The following is a 16,542-nucleotide window of genomic DNA, read 5'->3' as shown; positions in this document are numbered from 1 at the left end:
GTACCAGAGGCGCTCCTTTTCATTCAAAGGCTATTTCTTAGCACCAACAGGAATTTTTAGTTTTCAAATTCCACACCTTTCCAGATAGTACAGCCATTATTGGAAATGCACTCCAAACTGCCTGCATAAAATACAGTTAGATCGCTTCTCTCATGCGAAACCTATCATCAATCACAAGATTCCGTCGAAGGACCGGAACAGGGAGAGGCCGGCAACGTGATTCACCACAGCCCAAGGCGAGGTTTTGGCGCTCTCTTCCCAGGGTTAAATACAATGCCCCGCGACTTTAAATTCCTTAGTATGAGGAGATAGGGATACATTCATTTCGTAATTCAGCTCCAGCTCCAGTTCCCGTTCTTTGAAACACAGTGTGTAGGTCACCAAATAGGGAGTTTCAATATAGAGTAAAGTAAGCTTCAGTTTATTCTTGGTTAACCAGGTAGCGTAGGTGACGACCTCCTGTCGGTGCAGGGCCAGGTCTTTCTCAAACAGCCCTTGGGTATGGACCGGTTTTGTCACGTCAAATAAGAGACGGTAAGCATACGTGTCATGGGTAAATTGAAGCTCTATTTGTTTCCCCTTCAAGGACACATCGAGCTTATGCAGGCCGCGGGGGTTTTCGCTCATTAGATAGGAACGCTGCCCGAAATCGGGAACGCCCTCGGGAACCGGTTGAAATCCAGGGACAGGATAGGTCACGCTGGCCAGGCGCTGCTGCAAAACCTGATGGTCCTCCAGGCTTGGAGAATGATTGTTATCCAGTTGATCGAGAATATGCTCGTATATCAAATCCAGTAAAGCTTTTAACTGCTGCCTGCCGTTCAAGCTTGAAGTGGCTGCAATCACCAGATTTTCCTTGGGAGCAACAAAGCATAACTGGCCGAAAGCCCCGTCTCCCCTGTAACAGCCTCGCCTGCACAAGTGAAATTGATACCCGTAGCCCTGTGTAAAATCCGCAGAATCCCCAGCCATCCGATTATCGCTTTGCTTCCGGGTCGCCAAGTGAATATATCGTTCCGAAACGATCCTTTGTCCGTCATATACTCCTTTGTTCAAGAGCATTTGGCCGAATTTCGCAATGCCTTCCGTCGTCAGGCTTAGTCCCATCCCTCCTGCGGTAATGCCCATCGGACAGGTCTCCCAGGAAGGTCTCGGGATTCCTAACGGTTCGAACAGCCGGGGCATCAGGAAATCAACCAGATTCTGGCCGGTCACCTGTTCGATAATAGCAGACAGCATATAAGTAGCATGAGTATTGTATAAATAGAAGCTGCCCGGCTCGCGCTCCACCTCTAACGACAAAAAGGCCCTTACCCAATCTTTTGCATTAGCCACCAAACCATATATATTATTTGCATGGCCCGTATTCATAGATAATAGATGATGGATGCTCATCTTCGCCAAGTTCAGCGACATTGTATCCGGCAATCGGTCCGGAAAATAGGAGATCACTTTATCCTCCAGGCCCAGCAAACCATTGTCCCAGGCAATCCCGGTTGCTATGGACGTAAAGCTTTTGCTAAGAGAAAATAACAGCTGCGGGCAATCCTTCCGATAGGGGGCCCGCCAATACTGCGCGGTTGCCTTGCCGTTCTGCAGCAGCATAAAGCTGTTAACCCCCAAGCCCGAATGCTCAATTTGTTGAAAGAACTCCAGCAACGCTTTGGACGAAAGCCCGTGATTCTCCGGCTTGTCGCTTTCGATCCTCATCTTTTCCCCATCCTCCCTCTCCGCTCAGGTGGTCCGGGCTCATTGAGTTTGGTTCGAGCCTCCGGAGATAGCTTTGCCTTGGTAACTGCTCCATCACCCTTTTACGAATAACAGAACAGCCTTCGATTTATATAGTATCATGCCGTCACGCCCGGCAAAATTTCGGTTCGGAAAGACTTAGACTACCTTCTTCCCTTCCTCTTAAATAAAATCACACTTTGTACTCTTGATACTACCCAGAAACTGGAACAATAACAACCAAACAGCGGAAGTTTAATAAATGTCACCGGCAGCGGCCGCCTCTGATTCGCTTCAGGTTAGTTTCCTCGGGTGATTTTTAAAAGTCAAAATATTTTTGAATCAGTCATCTTTTTAACTTCTCCGAACCCGTCTTTGTTTTCTAATATATAGATTACGATGCTGCACAACATGACGAAAGGCGTGATTGCAATAAATAAGCAGAAATGGAGGGAAACGTTAACCGGATATTTGTTTATTGCTCCCATGCTTATAGGAGTCACCATATTTTTAATTATGCCGATTATCGCTTCCTTTATATTAAGCTTCACTCACTGGAATCATATTTCGGGCTTTAGAGGTGTGGAATTTGCAGGGCTTACTCATTTTAAAAACTTGCTGAATGACGATTTATTCTGGAAATCTATCAAGAACAACCTGATCTTTCTGCTCGTCGTTCCTATCACTTTGGCCATATCCTTATTTTTAGCCGTCATTATCAACAAAAGCGTCTATTTCAAAAGCTTTTTTAAAGTCGTTTATTTCATGCCGTATATTTCCAGCATTGTTGCTGTAGCGATGGTGTGGCAAGTGCTGTTCCATCCCTCTTATGGCCCCATCAACAGTATGTTAATGTCATTAGGGATTGCCGATCCTCCCAAGTGGATCGCAGACATTCATTTTGCTCTTCCTTCCGTTATGATGATCATGGTTTGGGTATCTATCGGCTACAATATGATCATTTATATTGCCGGCCTGCAGTCCATCCCGCAAGAGCTGTATGAGGCTGCGGATATCGACGGTGCTACAGCTTCCCAGAAGTTCAAATCGATCACGCTGCCCTTGCTGTCGCCTACGACCTTCTTTTTGCTGATCACCGGAATTATCGGCACCTTCAAGGTATTTGACATTATCCAGGTATTGACCAAGGGCGGCCCGGCAGGCTCGACCTCTGTCGTCGTCTACTATTTATATGAAACGGCCTTTATCAATCTGAAGATGAGCTACGCTTCAACAATGGCCTTGTTCCTGTTCTTCGCGATCTTTCTTATTACTCTCATTCAATGGTACGGACAGCGCAAATGGGTGAACTATTAAGGGGGGACTGACAATTGAATAGCAATAAATGGAGGAAAGCTTTCGTTACTTTATTGATGTTCCTCATCGGGATTACGTTTTTATTGCCCTTTATCTGGATGCTGTCCGCATCGTTCAAGCCTGAGACGGATGTGTTCAAATATCCGATTGAATGGATTCCGAGCAAGTGGAACATCGTCCAAAACTACAAAGAAGTATGGCTCGGCAAATATCCGCTTTATTTATTTTATTGGAATTCCATTAAAGTAACGGTTCTGACCACGTTAGTTTCCGTGCTGGTTTCTTGCATGGCCGCTTACGCCTTCGCCAAGATTCAATTCAAGGGCAGGAACGTGGCTTTCCTGGTAGTGCTGTCTACTTTTATGATTCCGAGCCAGGCTGTTCTCGTGCCGCAATTTATTCTTTACCGTCAGCTGGGATTATTCGATACCCACATCGGACTCATCCTTCTGGGCAGCTTCAGTGTGCTGGGAACATTTTTGCTTCGCCAGTTTTTCCTCGGGGTGAATAACGAGTATTTGGAAGCAGCCCGTATAGACGGTGCCGGACATTGGAAAATCTTCTTCACGATCGCGCTGCCGCTGGTACGCCCGGCTATTGCCACGTACGGAATTTTACGCTTTATCTGGACCTGGAACGACTATCAGAACCCGTTAATTTTCCTGCGCTCCGAGAAACTTCTTACCTTGCAGGTCGGCATCCGGAAATTTGCAGACGCTTACGGCGAGTTCTATTCGTTAATGATGGCAGGCTCTGTCATCGCCATTGTTCCCCTGCTGTTAATCTTTATCATCGGGCAGAAGCAAGTCATCGAAGGCATCTCGCTAGGCGGCGTCAAAGGATAACGATAACCCGGCATTAGAGGTTGCTTTTTATGCCGATAGGATTCTTTGTTCTGCATCAATTAACATTGTAAAGAACTTAAAGAATCCTATGTGGTAAAAAAAGCTCCTAACGGAGCCTCTTCGAAGATGAATAACCCGGTATTAGAGGAGGCTTTTTATGCCAATAGGAATCTATATCTTCATCGTATTAACGCTGTAAAGAACTTAAAGATTCCTATGTGGTAAAAAAAGCTCCTAACGGAGCCTCTTCGAAGATGAATAACCCGATATTAGAGGAGGCTTTTTATGCCAATAGGAATCTATATCTTCATCGTATTAACGCTGTAAAGAACTTAAAGATTCCTATGTGGTAAAAAAATTTTGAATCCAGTCAAAAATTTGAAATGCTGATCATTTCCGAAACATGATAGGATGAAGTCTGTACAAATAAATAAGAGGGGTGTAAAAATGATTCGTAGAAAACAAGCAGCAAGCTGGTCTCTTGTTTTTCTCCTTGTTGTAAGCTTAATTTTAAGCGCTTGCACCAAGAAGGACGCTGCTCCCGGTGCTAATGAAGACGGCAAGCCGCAGCAAGTCACTATCAAGTTTCATGCACAAGAGGTTACCTTTACCAAAGAAATGATGCAGCCGGTAATTGAACAATTTGAAAAGCTGAACCCCGGCATCAAGGTTGATTACGTACCGATGACCGAACCTACAAATGACGAAATCATGAAAAAAATTGACCTGTATTCCGCTTCCGGAGAGACTCTCGACGTCTTCCTGATCGCCGATGAAAGAAGCTACGCCCAGCGCGCCGCTAACGGAATGCTGGAGCCGCTCAACACCTTCATTGAACAGGAAGGCTTCAATTACGAGGAAGAATACAAGACCAATACAGGCATTAACGGCAAGTATTATGGCCTTCCGGGTACGTTCAGCACCTGGTTCGTCATGCTGAACGAGGATCATTTGAAGGAAGCCAACTTGGCGGTGCCGACGATCGATTGGACTTGGGACGATTTCATGGATTATGCCAAGCAGATGACGGCCGGCGAAGGAGCCGACAAGCGCTATGGTACGTATCATCACACCTGGACCGACTACTACACGTTAGGCTTATGGCATCAGCCCAAGAACAACGACATTATTTTGCCGGATCTGACGATCAACCTGGATGATCCCGGTGTCCGTAAATCGATCGAAATTCGCCAGCAAACCGAAATGGTGGATAAATCCGCCGTTCCGCTCGTGGATGTCATTTCTCAAAAAATGTCCTACCGCCCACTCTACTTCAACGGCAAGGCAAGCATGATTGTCATCGGCTCCTGGATGATCGGTGAAGCGGGAGGAACAGATCAATACGAAGCTAACCATAAAACGATCTTCGCGCCGATTCCGAAAAACAACCCCGAGGATGAAGGCGGTTATGCTGTGTCGTCCTCCAACTATTTAGTGGTTTCGTCGACTTCAAAGCATAAAGAAGAATCTTACAAATTCGCCAGATATCTCTCGACCGAAGGACTTTCCTCCATGGAGAAGTATTTGACCTCCTGGAAGAAGGAAGATACGGGCAAGCTTCTCGAAGCGATCATCAACCAGACCAAGAAACCGGAAATGGTAGATAAGGAATCCCTGCTATATGTATTGGATCATGCCAAAATGACTTCCCTGCCGCCGGCCCATCCGTTCCAGGCCGAGGTCTATAAAGCTTATCAGGACGAAGTCGATCTCGTTCTTCTGGGACAGCAGGATATAGACCAGGCGATAGCTAACGCTAAAGACAAAATTCAAAAAATCATTAACGCAAATAAATAGTTTTGCTGTCAAGTCCTTCAAGGGAGTAGAAATATTCTGCTCCCTTATGTATATTATGATAGCGGTTAACTAAACGGCTAAAGGAGCTTTAGGAAGTCAATGCGACTAATGAACCTGTACCGAAAAAGATCATTGCGCCAAAAGCTCATCCTGTCTTCTATTCTATGTCTCGTCATACCGACGATTATTACATTGATCCTCTCTGATTACACTTCCAAGAAGGTGCTTAAGGAGGAAGCGGTCCGAACGGCCTCCGAGACGCTGGAGGTTATAGAACAGTATATCGAGAACCGAATCAATAAAATGATCTATGTCTCCAACTTCATCCAGTTCGATAACGAAATCCGGTCCATTGTCATGCAGCGAAGAAACGAACATCGATTAAATCTGGAACCGGACGAGATAGAGTTATTTGAAAGCCGCAAAAAAATTACAGCCAAGCTGGATAATATTTCTTTTCCCGATGAAAAGACCTATATTACCATCCTGCTGCCGGACGGCACCAACTATACGAATTTTCCTTATTACGAATTCGACCCCGTCGGTCTTTTTGAAGAGCCTTGGTTTGTCGAGCTCCCGGATTTCCCGGCTTCCAGCACCTTATGGGTTGGAACCCATCCGGCCTATATCGAATCCGAGCGCAAGCAAAATGAACAATTCATGACCTTAGTTCGGACGATCAAAACCTTCTCATCCGAATTATACGGTTATATTATTATAAGCATTAGTGAAAGCCAGATTAGCCGGGTGTTCTCCAATGATCGGGCGGAAGGCGAGAAGCTGCTGTTAACCGGCTCAGGCATCATCTTATCCCATGCCGACAAATCGCAAATCGGACAGCCCTTTGCCCATAGCCAAGCACTTCCTGAAGGCGAGAGCAGCAGTCAATTTATTCATTTGAATGGGGAGCAATACCTGGTCGTTGCCAACAAAACGACCTATTCGGACTGGTACCTTCTCAGCATGACTCCCTATGATACTGCTTTAGGCCAGATCCATCAAATTTTACGGACGAATGTTTTTTTGCAAATTATGTTCTTCTCCGCCTTTCTAATCATTCTTGTTTATTTGGTCCGCCAATTTACGAAGCCGATTGTCCGGCTGGGACAGATCGCCTCCGAGGTCGAATCCGGCAATCTCGATGTACGCTCGCGGATTCGGGGGCCGGACGAAATTGGCAGGCTGGGCCGCTCCTTTGACCAAATGCTGGGGCGAATTCAGCATATGATCGAGCAAATCACTCTGGAGCAAACCCTTAAACGGAAAGCGGAGCTTAAGATGCTTCAGGCGCAAATCAACCCTCATTTTTTATTTAATATCCTTAATTCTATCCGGATGAAAATATGGCTCAAGGGCGATGAGGAGAACGCCGCCTTGATCAGCTCCTTGGCAAAGCTGCTTAGAATGACCATCAGTCAGAAGGATGAATTGGTACCTCTGCAGGAAGAAGTGGACACGACCGTCAATTATATGAAGCTGATGAATTTCCGGCATCATGGAGCGCTGAAATGGGAGATTAACCTGCTGGAGGAGACGCTTGATGAGAAGGTTCCCCGCTTTTTCATGCAGCCGTTGATCGAGAATGCCATTATTCACGGCTTTAATCAACAAAAGGGGACGATTCGAATTTTCTCTCGAATCGCTGCGGACGAGCTGGCCATCCGAATTGAAGACGACGGTGCAGGAATGAATACAGAGCGCTTAAACCGATTGAAGGAGAATCTCAAGCAGCCTATCCATCCCGAGCGGCAGGAGGATGAATCCTTCTCGGGAATCGGTGTCAAGAATGTGTATGACCGGTTGAGATTAATCTATGGGAATCGGTTCAATATCGAAATCGAAAGTATGCCGGGGCAAGGCACGCAAATTACGCTTTACATTCCGAGGGCTAAGGAGGAGTAATTCTATGCTGAAAGTGATGCTGGTGGATGACGATATTCCGGTCCTGGAGTTTCTGGAGCGAACGATTCCATGGGACAGGCTGCAATTACAGCTTACCGGCATGTTCGAGAATGGCTTGAAGGCCTACGAGCATGTAAAGCAGGATCCCCCCGACCTTCTGATCACCGATATCGGAATGCCTCTGATGGACGGCATCCAATTGATCCGTCTGACCAAAGAGATCAACCCGGACGTCATGGTCATTATTTTATCCTGCCACGACGATTTTAAGTTAGCCCAGCAAGCGATTAAGCTTAATGTGCACGATTATTTGCTTAAGGAAACGATTGAATCGGAAACCGTCGTCCGACTTCTGGAAGAATGGCTCCGGCAGCAGGCCGACAAGGAAGCTTCTCAGGCGCCTCCGGCGGCACCTCTCCTTCATTCACACAAGCAAATTATGAAGGAGCAATTCATTCGCTCCACCTTGTACAATCCGGTGTGGGACGTGGAGGAATGGCTGGAGCAAGCCCGGCAGTTCAGCATACAGCTGCAGTTGCGGCCATATATGCCCGTTCTCGGTTATATAGACGAATACCGGACGGCCCGGGGCAAATTTATATCCGAGGAAAACTGTATTTTTGCCGTGGAGAATGTTATTGAAGAAATTCTGAAGCCCCATGAAGGGACCGTCCTGTTCCGTCTGTCGATGCAGGAGATTCTATTATTATTCGACAGCTCCAACTCTCTGAAGGTGAACGACTTCGATGTCGTTCGCCGAAGCCTGAAGCAAATTCAGTTTGCGTTAAGTAAATATTTGAAAATCCATCTGTCCTTTGTGTTGGGAGACCTGAATGCTTCCTTTAAACCGTTAAAAGACAACATTCTCACCCTGATGAAAAGCAAGGAGCAGCGCTTCTATAAGGAATACGGCTCCATTTACAAGCATCGTCCGTTCCCTTATGCCGCGGACGACCTGTACTTGCACTACACGGCTGCCGTTGAGCAATTTCAGAAAATTGTGCTGGAAAGAAAAACAGAGGACGTTGAAGCGGAGGTCGACCATTGGCTCGAATGGATCAGGCAGAACCATTATAACCCGGAGGTGGTCAAGGAGTGGTTTCTCAAAATACTGCTGAGCCTGCAGATCAAATTCAAAAGTATGCAGCATTTTCGCACTCTGTACTCCCAGGATGTTCTGCATCGGATTTTCCTCGACATTGAAAACATCGGCGCCCTGCGAGCGGTTATCATCGATTTTCTGCAAGAAGCCATTGCCTTCACCAGCCAATTATTCAGTCAGCCTAACAGAATGGAGATTTGGGAAGCGCAGCGTTATGTCGCCATGAATTTGCACCGTAAAGTAACCTTGGAGGAAGTCGCCAAGCATCTGCACCTTAACCCCAGCTATTTCAGTCGATTGTACAAGAAGGAAACCGGCGAGAATTTTATCGAATATGTGATTCGCTCCAAGATGGAGAAGGCCCAGGAGCTGCTGGACCAGTCAACGCGCAGCATCGACAACATCGCGGATTCGTTAGGCTATGATAATAAAAGCTACTTCAACAAGCTGTTTAAAAACTTTAGCGGAATGTCGCCTAACGATTACAGAATGAGATTCCAATCTCACTAAAGGCAGGAGAGGCCAATGCAGGCAAGCAGCATTAGCCTCTTTGCGTTTTAATCTCGGAAACTTTTCGGGCTATCATTTTTCATCGCATGCTTATGGGGGATTCCCGACGAGTTGCAGTCAAATTCGACCTCGGAGCTGTCCGGATTGAGCCGGCTCTATCCCATGCTCTCGCCATTTCTTGACGATTAGAAGACTTAACCTTCCTCTCTCATGATCAGATGAATTTCCTTGTTTAAGCGAGAAGATTCATACGTGCCCAAAATCATTTGCAGCGCATGAATACCGTCCTCGCCTGTTACGACAGGTTCTCGATCTTCACGCACAGCGTACGCCATATCGCGGATTTGAATACGATGGCCATCCGGAAGAACGATGAACGGCTCGAACGCCGGCACCGCTACAGCTTTGCCATCGATCAGGAGCTGCTTGATTTCATCATCTTCATAGACGAGCGTGCCTCTCTCTCCATGAAGCTCTACCCGTTGTCCCAGCTCCGGATTGGAGGTTGTTGTCATGACCATGACTCCCAGCCCTCCTCCTTCATAGGTAAGCAAAGAGACAGCGGTGTCCTCCACTTCAATGTTTCTTTGCAGCGCCGAGGCTTTTCCATAAATCGATTTAACGGGGCCGGCAAACCATTGCAGAAGATCTACAATATGGATCCCTTGATTCATCATCGCTCCCCCGCCATCCATGTCCCACGTTCCTCTCCAGCCAGCGCTGTCGTAATATTGCTGGGAACGGTATATTTTTACATAAGCATCACATAAGGTGAGCCTGCCAAGCCTTCCTTCTTCCAGAATTCGCTTGACATATTGCGCTGCCGGCGCCATCCGTCTAGGAAATACGGTGGCCAGCTTTACGTCTTGCTCTTTGCATACCTGAATCATATGCAATAGGTCCTCCAGTTTTATAGCAAGCGGCTTTTCGCAAATAATATGCTTGCCTGCATAGGCGGCAAGCATCGCATGCTGAGGATGCATACCGCTCGGCGTGCAAATATTGACCACCTCGATATCTGAATCGGCCAGCAGTTCCTTATAATCGGCATAATATTTAGCGCCATACTTTAATGCAAATGCCTTTCCCTTCTCCTCATCGACATCGCACACGGCAGTTAATACCGCTTCATCAAGCCGGCTGATGCCTTGCGCGTGAATATCGGCGATTACCCCGCAGCCCACAATGGCAAACCTGACAGGCTCAAACATGCTTCTTACTCTCCTTATCTGATGTAACTGTCGTATAGGGGATGGCAGCATCGGCTTCCAATACAGCCTTGCTCGCCTTGAGAATCTCCTCATGAGTAAGCAGAGAAGCTTCTCCTCTTATATAGCGGAGAAAATCTGCTGTAATGGTGGCAGGAGGCTGGACCAGTTCCACTCCGCTCCATTCCTCTTCCTCACTGACGAACAGCATGATTGAAGAGTTTGGCGACAGTAAGGGATCTCCGCTAAGACGAAGCTCAGCGAACCCCCTTGTTCCTGTTACAAAGATCCGCCCGTCCCCCCAGGTCCAGCTTTGTTGCGGCGTATGCCAATCCGCGTAAAGCTGCATCAATGAGCCGTCAGCAAGTTCAACTTGAACATTCACTGTATTATAGAAAGTCGGATATTCGGGAAGTATACTTTTGCCTACCAGGCCTGCCGAGCTCGTTATCTCTTGCCCTGTAAACCAGCGCAGAAGGTCATAATCATGAATTAATAAATCGATCAATATCCCCCCGCACTGCTCCTTGTTAAAAAACCACTCCGGTCGTGAAGAAGCGTTAAGCCTATGCGGTTTTCTCATCCCAATATGAACAAGCTCCCCGAGCTTTCCGGCATCAATATATTGTTTCAGGGTATAAATCGCAGGATGAAATCTTTCGGTTAGCAGCATGCCCACCTTAATTCGATTCCGCTCCATGACCGCCTCCAGGCGCGCCAGAGCCTCTTTATTTACGACAGCCGGCTTGTCTACCATGATCGATTTGCCATACTGCTCACACAGCTCGATCACATCTATTTTTTCATTATTAATGCCTGCGCAGCCTACGACTTTTACCTCTTCACCCAGCAATGAAAGCTTGTCCTCCACCAATGGGATTTGATATTTCTCAGCGATCGTTCTCGCTAACGTCCCGTCATGTTCCTCCAAAATACCGGCGCAGCTATAGCCCAACTGATACATTTGATCTATAAATATTTCAATATGGTTATGCTGACAGCCAATAATAGAAAACTTTTTCTCTCCCATTGCCCTCACCTCTATCTTTTTTTTCCGATGAAACATAGAAGGCCGCTGCTGCAGCGGTCCTCTATCTATGTTGCACTAAAGAAAGCTAATATATGGCAGCTCTATTCGTTATTTCTGGCAAATATTTTGTCAGCCTCTACGCGGAATTCCTTCACCGCTTCATCGATGGTTGTTTGACCAAACTGATGTTTCTGAATAACCTTCTCGAATAGCGCAGTCACTTCGCCTGCCCCCTTGGGACCGGCATCATACCAGGCTGGATGGCTTTCAGATATATGCTCCAGCATCGAGATCATTTTTTTGTCGCGATCTGTAAATTTTGGCGCCAAATATTCACGCATCTTCTTGTTTTCCGGAAGGCCGCGTTCCGTTTCCAGAATATCCGCAGCTTCCTCGCTATTTACTAGAAAATCAATCAGCATAGCAGCGGCTTCCTGATGCTTCGACTTAGCGGAAGCGCTGAAGAACATGGCGGTTTGCAGCACGCTGCCCGTATGCTCTGCATGCGGATACGAAATCATGTCTACATTATCCGTCATCACCGACTGATAGGCCGGGAAAGCGGCTATCCAAGTAGGGCCCATCATGGCCACTGTCCCTTTCAACAGCGCATCTTTATTAGGATCTGCGTTGCTCAGCGGCAGTGCGGAAGCCGTAATATTAGCCGGAGGAACAATGCCTTCCTTGCGGGCCGTCTCCCACATGCTCATCCATGCTCTTAAGTTATCGTCGTTATAGCCCAGCCGATTGTCGTCCGAGTATAGCTTGTCGCCTTTAGAGAACAAATAGTACATAAAGGCTTCGAGAGAAGAAGAGGCATCAAACATTCCATATACATTATCCCCCAGTGCGGCCTTCAGCTCCCGCGATACGGCAAACAGCTCCTCCCAAGTGGAATCCTTATCGGGCTTGCTTACATTCGCCTGTTCAAACATTTCATTATTGACCAGCAGAACGGATGCATTATCGGCAACCGGGATGCCTGTCAGCTTTCCATCAATCGTACCTTGATTGCTCAGTACATCTGCATTTAAATCCTCTACCTTCAGAGCGCTGCCGACGAAGGGATTCAAATCGGCCAGTACATTCCGTTCTGAATATTCTTTGATATACAAAATACTCATCTGCATTACGTCAGGTGCGTTGCCTGCGGATACCTGTGTGGAAAGCTTCTCCCAATATCCGTCCCATGAGGAATACTCAGGAATAACTTTTATATTCTGATGCTTCTCCTCAAACTTTGCAATCGCTTGCAAAGTTCTATCATGCCTGCCCTGTGACCCCCACCAGGCAAACCGCAATTCAATCTTCTCGTTATTCTCCCCTTGCTCCGGACTGCCTGTCCCCCCTTGTCCGCTCCCTCCGCTATTGCTGCTCTGGCCGCATGCGGCTAGAAGCGACATGATTAAAGCGGATATGGCTACGATCAATAAGGACTTCTTGAACCTGTTGCTGCCGTTCTTCATGTCATTCACTCCTTATGCAATTAAATTGCTGTCTTTTATTATAGGAGATCGCACTACAAACAAAATAATATAAATCTATAAAAAGTATCGAAAATATATACTGCTAGCAATAATCGGACGGATTGCAGCCCATATGCTTTTTAAACTGCTGACTGAAATAAGCATTATTTTTGTAACCGACCATTGCCGTAATCTCGTAAAGCTTATACTTCCCGCTCATCATAAGCTCCCTGGCCCGCTCCATTCGAACGCGCGTCACGTAGCTGTTGTAATTTTCACCGGTGACTTCCTTGAAGATTTGACTTAAATAGTTTCTGGTCAAGCTCACCTTATCTGCAATGATATCCAGCGTAACATCCTCTGCCAGATGCTCTTTGACATATTTTTTAATGTAATCCACCGTTTTCTTATGCTTATGATTCACGCGGTTAGCCATCGCACTGCATAAAAGGGCCATCGTATCGTTAAGCCACGATTCCAGGTTCTGGGCATTATTAATGCGCTCCAGGTCCTGATACCAGCGTACATCCGGGTATAATTCCTCCATAAGCACACCCTGCTGATACAAGCCGATCGTAAGCATGCCCATTAAATCAATAACTACGCTTCGAATATAATGCACATTCGTTGCTTTTAGTTCATTCAGCGCTTCAAGCAGACGCGCAATATGGGCAGCAAGCTCATCGGATCTCCCCTCCAATACAGCCTCCATAAGCGACTTATAATGCTCGATCGGCTTGGATGGAAGCGATGCGGGCAGCTTATCCGCCCCCTGCTCATCGGCTACAAGCCAGGTATCTTCCGCAGAGGATCTCTCGACAAGAGCATTCATCGCCTTGCGATAAGAACGCCAAACCAAAGCAGCGTCACTTTCAATCGATCCCAGAGAAACCCATACATCAAGCTTTAAATAATCTTTGATTGGCGCTATAAAATGCTTGATCATATATTTGATTCTATTTTTAGCCGTCTCTGCTCTTAAATAAGCGGGAAACGCGAAGAGAAGCACAAATTTATCTTTCTGGACATCCGCCAGATAAACATTCGTTTCTTTCGAAACCAGTTCTTCCAATATGTTCGTGATTGCATAGGTATACGTCAACAGATCTTTACTCTTATAATGCGCTTTGCCGATGGGAACCGCATATTCCAATACCGCAGCAGCAAACGCTTGGTTTGCAAAGTTCAATCCTAATGGCTTGGTCGCTCGCTTAAAAAATTCCTTCTGGCAAAAATGCGGCTCAAGCATTCCCTTGAGCAGCTGCTTCTTCGTCTCCGGCAGATGGTATTTAACTAATTCCTTTAGCTCCTTCTCTTCCTGCTCAAGCTGATTGCTTTGCTTTATCCTTTGGATCGTTTCCAGGAGTACCGCTTCGATTTCCGGAACGGTTGCCGGCTTGGACAAATAATCGGCTACCTGCAGCTTTAAAGCTGATTTGGCATACTTGAAATCCTCATACCCGCTCAAAATAATTATCTCTGCCTTGGAGCCCGCTTGTCTTGCTGACTGCAGCATAGCGATTCCATCCATTCTGGGCATATATATATCCGTCAAAATTAAATCGGGCTGATGCTCCTGAATCATCGAAAGCCCTTCCACACCATCGATCGCCAAACCAGCAATTTCAACATTTAACTTTTGCCAATCGATCGTTCTTGATAACCCTTGCAAGGTCAATTGATCATCATCGATAATGATTGCCTTAATCTTAGCGCCCATGACTATCCTGCCCTTCTCTAAACTTTTCCCAATCTAAAGGAATGGCTGAAAGCTTCGGAATTGTAATAGTGACCGTCGTTCCTTGATCAAGAGCACTCTCTATGTTTACGCCATATGCAGAACCGAAATAAAGATCAATTCGGTCCGAAACATTTCTTACGCCGTGATGCTGCTGCTCCCGCACCTTGGCCGTGTCCTCCATCCCATGGCCATTATCTTCAATGATAAAATTAATGGTATCTGAAGACTCCATGGCCCGAATGGCTATAAACCCTTTTCTTCTGGAATGGAACCCATGAATAATGGAATTTTCGACGAAGGGCTGCAAAATTAATTTAGGTAAATAATAATCATAAATGGTTTCCGGAATATTGAGATGAATGTGAATTTGATCCTGATATCTTATTTTTTGCAGCTCAACGTAGCAAGTGATATGCTCCACCTCTTTCCCGATCGGTACGAAGGATTCGCCGCTGGATAGAGCTATTCTGAGCATTTTGCCAAGCAGGGAAAGCATTCGGCTTATCTCGTCTGCCCCCGCTTCAATGGCATGCCAATTCATCACATCGAGCGTGTTATAAATAAAGTGCGGGTTCATTTGTTCCTGCAGCACCTTGATATCGGCTTCTCTCTTTTGCTGATTTTGCCTATTCAGCCGCTCGATAAGCTCCTCGATATTGGTGGCCATATTATTAAATTGCTTGTTCAAGTAACCGAATTCATTGCTATATTCGTTGTCGATGCGCGTGTCCAGCCTGCCCGTTCTCAAATGCTTCATGGCACCCACAAGCCCTTTGATAGGATTAACAAACTGTCTTGCAAGAAAATAAGCAAACGTAATGGCAAGCAGAACGCAGATCACCGTGACGATAACCATTGTGCTTTTAATTTTTTGACTGCCGGCTGTTATGCTTTGCCATGAAATCACATCCAACGCCACCCACTGCGTTCGCTGCTGCTTGCTCCAAACCAGCAGCTGCTTTTCATCGAAATCGTGTGTCACAAATTGCTTTGGAAAATTTCCCTGGTTCATAATTTCGGGCAGTGCTTCAGATATGGCAGAATAGGAAAGGGCATCGCTCTTGATTTGACTGGAATCGAGAATAAGCCTTAAACTGGAATCCAGCAAAAACCTTCCGGCATCTGCCGATTGACTCGATAGCAGCTTATGCATATACGAAATTTTCATATTAACAACGAGCACCCCAAGCTCCTTTCCCCCGGATGACAGCACCTTTCGGGCAAAGCTGACCACCTCATCATGAACCCGTACAAAGCTGCCGTTAATAAGCTTATTGGTGCCAAGCCAAATATAATCCGCATGCCGGATCATGTCATACATGGGAGACTGCTCCAGAATGGAGTAGGCAAAAATACCGTTCGCCCCTGTATAATAACTGTTCACGCTATCTTTGGCATACAGTTGAACGGAGTGAATTCCCTCCTTAATATAGCTTTGTCTGCTGAGCAGATCGATGACCTGCTCATTTCTCCCAATCCTGAAAAAAGAGTCCTCGTCCTCCTGCAAATACTGCTCGATCAGGGGATGGCTGGCCACAACCATGGAATCGTATTCAATAGCCTGAAGCTGAATATCGATTTGCTTGTTAATTTCATCCAGCAATAAAATGCGTGAAGAGATCGTCTTATCGACGACCTCTTGATTCGTAATCATATAGCTGGTTATTCCGAGCGTTAAAATGAGGATGGCAGAAATTATCATAAAAGAAGTAAAGAGGTTTGCCTGAAGGGAAAACACTTTAATCGGATTTTTCATAGCCTTCACCTTGGTCTCGTCGTGGTTTGTCACTCGGATATTGGTATATAGATTAAATCATTTTGATTTAAATGTACTGGACAGTCAAAAGTTCTACAGCATTAAGAAGCGAGCGAATCGGCGTCAATATCAGTCGTTTC

At 46.2% G+C, this 16,542-nt stretch carries 11 protein-coding genes; 5 read left to right on the top strand and 6 right to left on the bottom strand.

Features of this window, described 5'->3' with window-relative positions; all coding sequences use genetic code 11:
- Positions 1-264: 264 nt before the first annotated feature.
- Positions 265-1,710, bottom strand: coding sequence for a serine hydrolase domain-containing protein (locus ACFQ03_RS16435; RefSeq protein WP_379289477.1), 1,446 nt, complete (start codon positions 1,708-1,710; stop codon positions 265-267).
- 429 nt (positions 1,711-2,139) lie between these two features.
- On the opposite strand from ACFQ03_RS16435, the gene ACFQ03_RS16430 reads away from it, so the two are divergent.
- The 5 genes from ACFQ03_RS16430 (at position 2,140) to ACFQ03_RS16410 (ending at position 9,201) form a co-directional block, all read left to right on the top strand.
- Positions 2,140-3,045, top strand: coding sequence for a carbohydrate ABC transporter permease (locus tag ACFQ03_RS16430; RefSeq protein ID WP_379289475.1), 906 nt, complete (start codon positions 2,140-2,142; stop codon positions 3,043-3,045).
- Positions 3,046-3,101: 56 nt separating this feature from the next.
- Entirely contained in the window at positions 3,102-3,890 is a 789-nt protein-coding gene (locus ACFQ03_RS16425; protein WP_144940637.1) for a carbohydrate ABC transporter permease, read from the top strand.
- Positions 3,891-4,337: 447 nt separating this feature from the next.
- Entirely contained in the window at positions 4,338-5,687 is a 1,350-nt protein-coding gene (locus ACFQ03_RS16420) for an ABC transporter substrate-binding protein (protein ID WP_379289473.1), read from the top strand.
- Between the two features lie 108 nt (positions 5,688-5,795).
- A complete protein-coding gene (locus tag ACFQ03_RS16415) occupies positions 5,796-7,589 on the top strand; it encodes a cache domain-containing sensor histidine kinase (RefSeq protein ID WP_379289471.1) in 1,794 nt (597 codons plus the stop codon).
- Positions 7,590-7,593: 4 nt separating this feature from the next.
- Positions 7,594-9,201 carry a response regulator transcription factor gene (locus ACFQ03_RS16410; RefSeq protein WP_379289469.1) on the top strand — a complete coding sequence of 536 codons (1,608 nt, stop codon included), beginning with the start codon at positions 7,594-7,596 and terminating at the stop codon, positions 9,199-9,201.
- 194 nt (positions 9,202-9,395) lie between these two features.
- Here the strand turns inward: ACFQ03_RS16410 and ACFQ03_RS16405 are convergent, their stop codons facing one another.
- The 5 genes from ACFQ03_RS16405 to ACFQ03_RS16385 form a co-directional block, all read right to left on the bottom strand.
- Positions 9,396-10,412: a Gfo/Idh/MocA family protein gene (locus tag ACFQ03_RS16405; protein ID WP_379289467.1), complete on the bottom strand. Its 1,017-nt coding sequence runs from the start codon at positions 10,410-10,412 to the stop codon at positions 9,396-9,398.
- Positions 10,405-11,439 carry a Gfo/Idh/MocA family protein gene (locus tag ACFQ03_RS16400; protein WP_379289465.1) on the bottom strand — a complete coding sequence of 345 codons (1,035 nt, stop codon included), beginning with the start codon at positions 11,437-11,439 and terminating at the stop codon, positions 10,405-10,407. Before ACFQ03_RS16400 ends, ACFQ03_RS16405 begins: the two co-directional genes overlap by 8 nt.
- Positions 11,440-11,540: 101 nt before the next feature.
- Positions 11,541-12,905 (bottom strand): ABC transporter substrate-binding protein, encoded by a 1,365-nt coding sequence (locus ACFQ03_RS16395; protein WP_379289463.1) that lies wholly within the window; start codon positions 12,903-12,905, stop codon positions 11,541-11,543.
- A 103-nt stretch (positions 12,906-13,008) separates the two neighbouring features.
- A complete protein-coding gene (locus ACFQ03_RS16390; RefSeq protein WP_379289461.1) occupies positions 13,009-14,625 on the bottom strand; it encodes a response regulator transcription factor in 1,617 nt (538 codons plus the stop codon).
- Entirely contained in the window at positions 14,615-16,402 is a 1,788-nt protein-coding gene (locus ACFQ03_RS16385; protein ID WP_379289459.1) for a sensor histidine kinase, read from the bottom strand. Before ACFQ03_RS16385 ends, ACFQ03_RS16390 begins: the two co-directional genes overlap by 11 nt.
- Positions 16,403-16,542 lie beyond the last annotated feature (140 nt).

Source organism: Paenibacillus residui (assembly GCF_042677205.1).
GTDB lineage: Bacteria > Bacillota > Bacilli > Paenibacillales > NBRC-103111 > Paenibacillus_L > Paenibacillus_L residui.
This window is presented reverse-complemented; position numbering and strand designations above follow the sequence as displayed.

Coding starts and splice junctions, on each gene's coding strand:
- ACFQ03_RS16385 (WP_379289459.1), bottom strand. CDS start 16,402: ATGAAAAATCCGATTAAAGTGTTTTCCCTTCAGGCAAACCTCTTTACT.
- ACFQ03_RS16405 (WP_379289467.1), bottom strand. CDS start 10,412: ATGTTTGAGCCTGTCAGGTTTGCCATTGTGGGCTGCGGGGTAATCGCC.
- ACFQ03_RS16425 (WP_144940637.1), top strand. CDS start 3,102: ATGTTCCTCATCGGGATTACGTTTTTATTGCCCTTTATCTGGATGCTG.
- ACFQ03_RS16395 (WP_379289463.1), bottom strand. CDS start 12,905: ATGAAGAACGGCAGCAACAGGTTCAAGAAGTCCTTATTGATCGTAGCC.
- ACFQ03_RS16435 (WP_379289477.1), bottom strand. CDS start 1,710: ATGAGGATCGAAAGCGACAAGCCGGAGAATCACGGGCTTTCGTCCAAA.
- ACFQ03_RS16430 (WP_379289475.1), top strand. CDS start 2,140: ATGACGAAAGGCGTGATTGCAATAAATAAGCAGAAATGGAGGGAAACG.
- ACFQ03_RS16390 (WP_379289461.1), bottom strand. CDS start 14,625: ATGGGCGCTAAGATTAAGGCAATCATTATCGATGATGATCAATTGACC.
- ACFQ03_RS16420 (WP_379289473.1), top strand. CDS start 4,338: ATGATTCGTAGAAAACAAGCAGCAAGCTGGTCTCTTGTTTTTCTCCTT.
- ACFQ03_RS16415 (WP_379289471.1), top strand. CDS start 5,796: ATGAACCTGTACCGAAAAAGATCATTGCGCCAAAAGCTCATCCTGTCT.
- ACFQ03_RS16410 (WP_379289469.1), top strand. CDS start 7,594: ATGCTGAAAGTGATGCTGGTGGATGACGATATTCCGGTCCTGGAGTTT.
- ACFQ03_RS16400 (WP_379289465.1), bottom strand. CDS start 11,439: ATGGGAGAGAAAAAGTTTTCTATTATTGGCTGTCAGCATAACCATATT.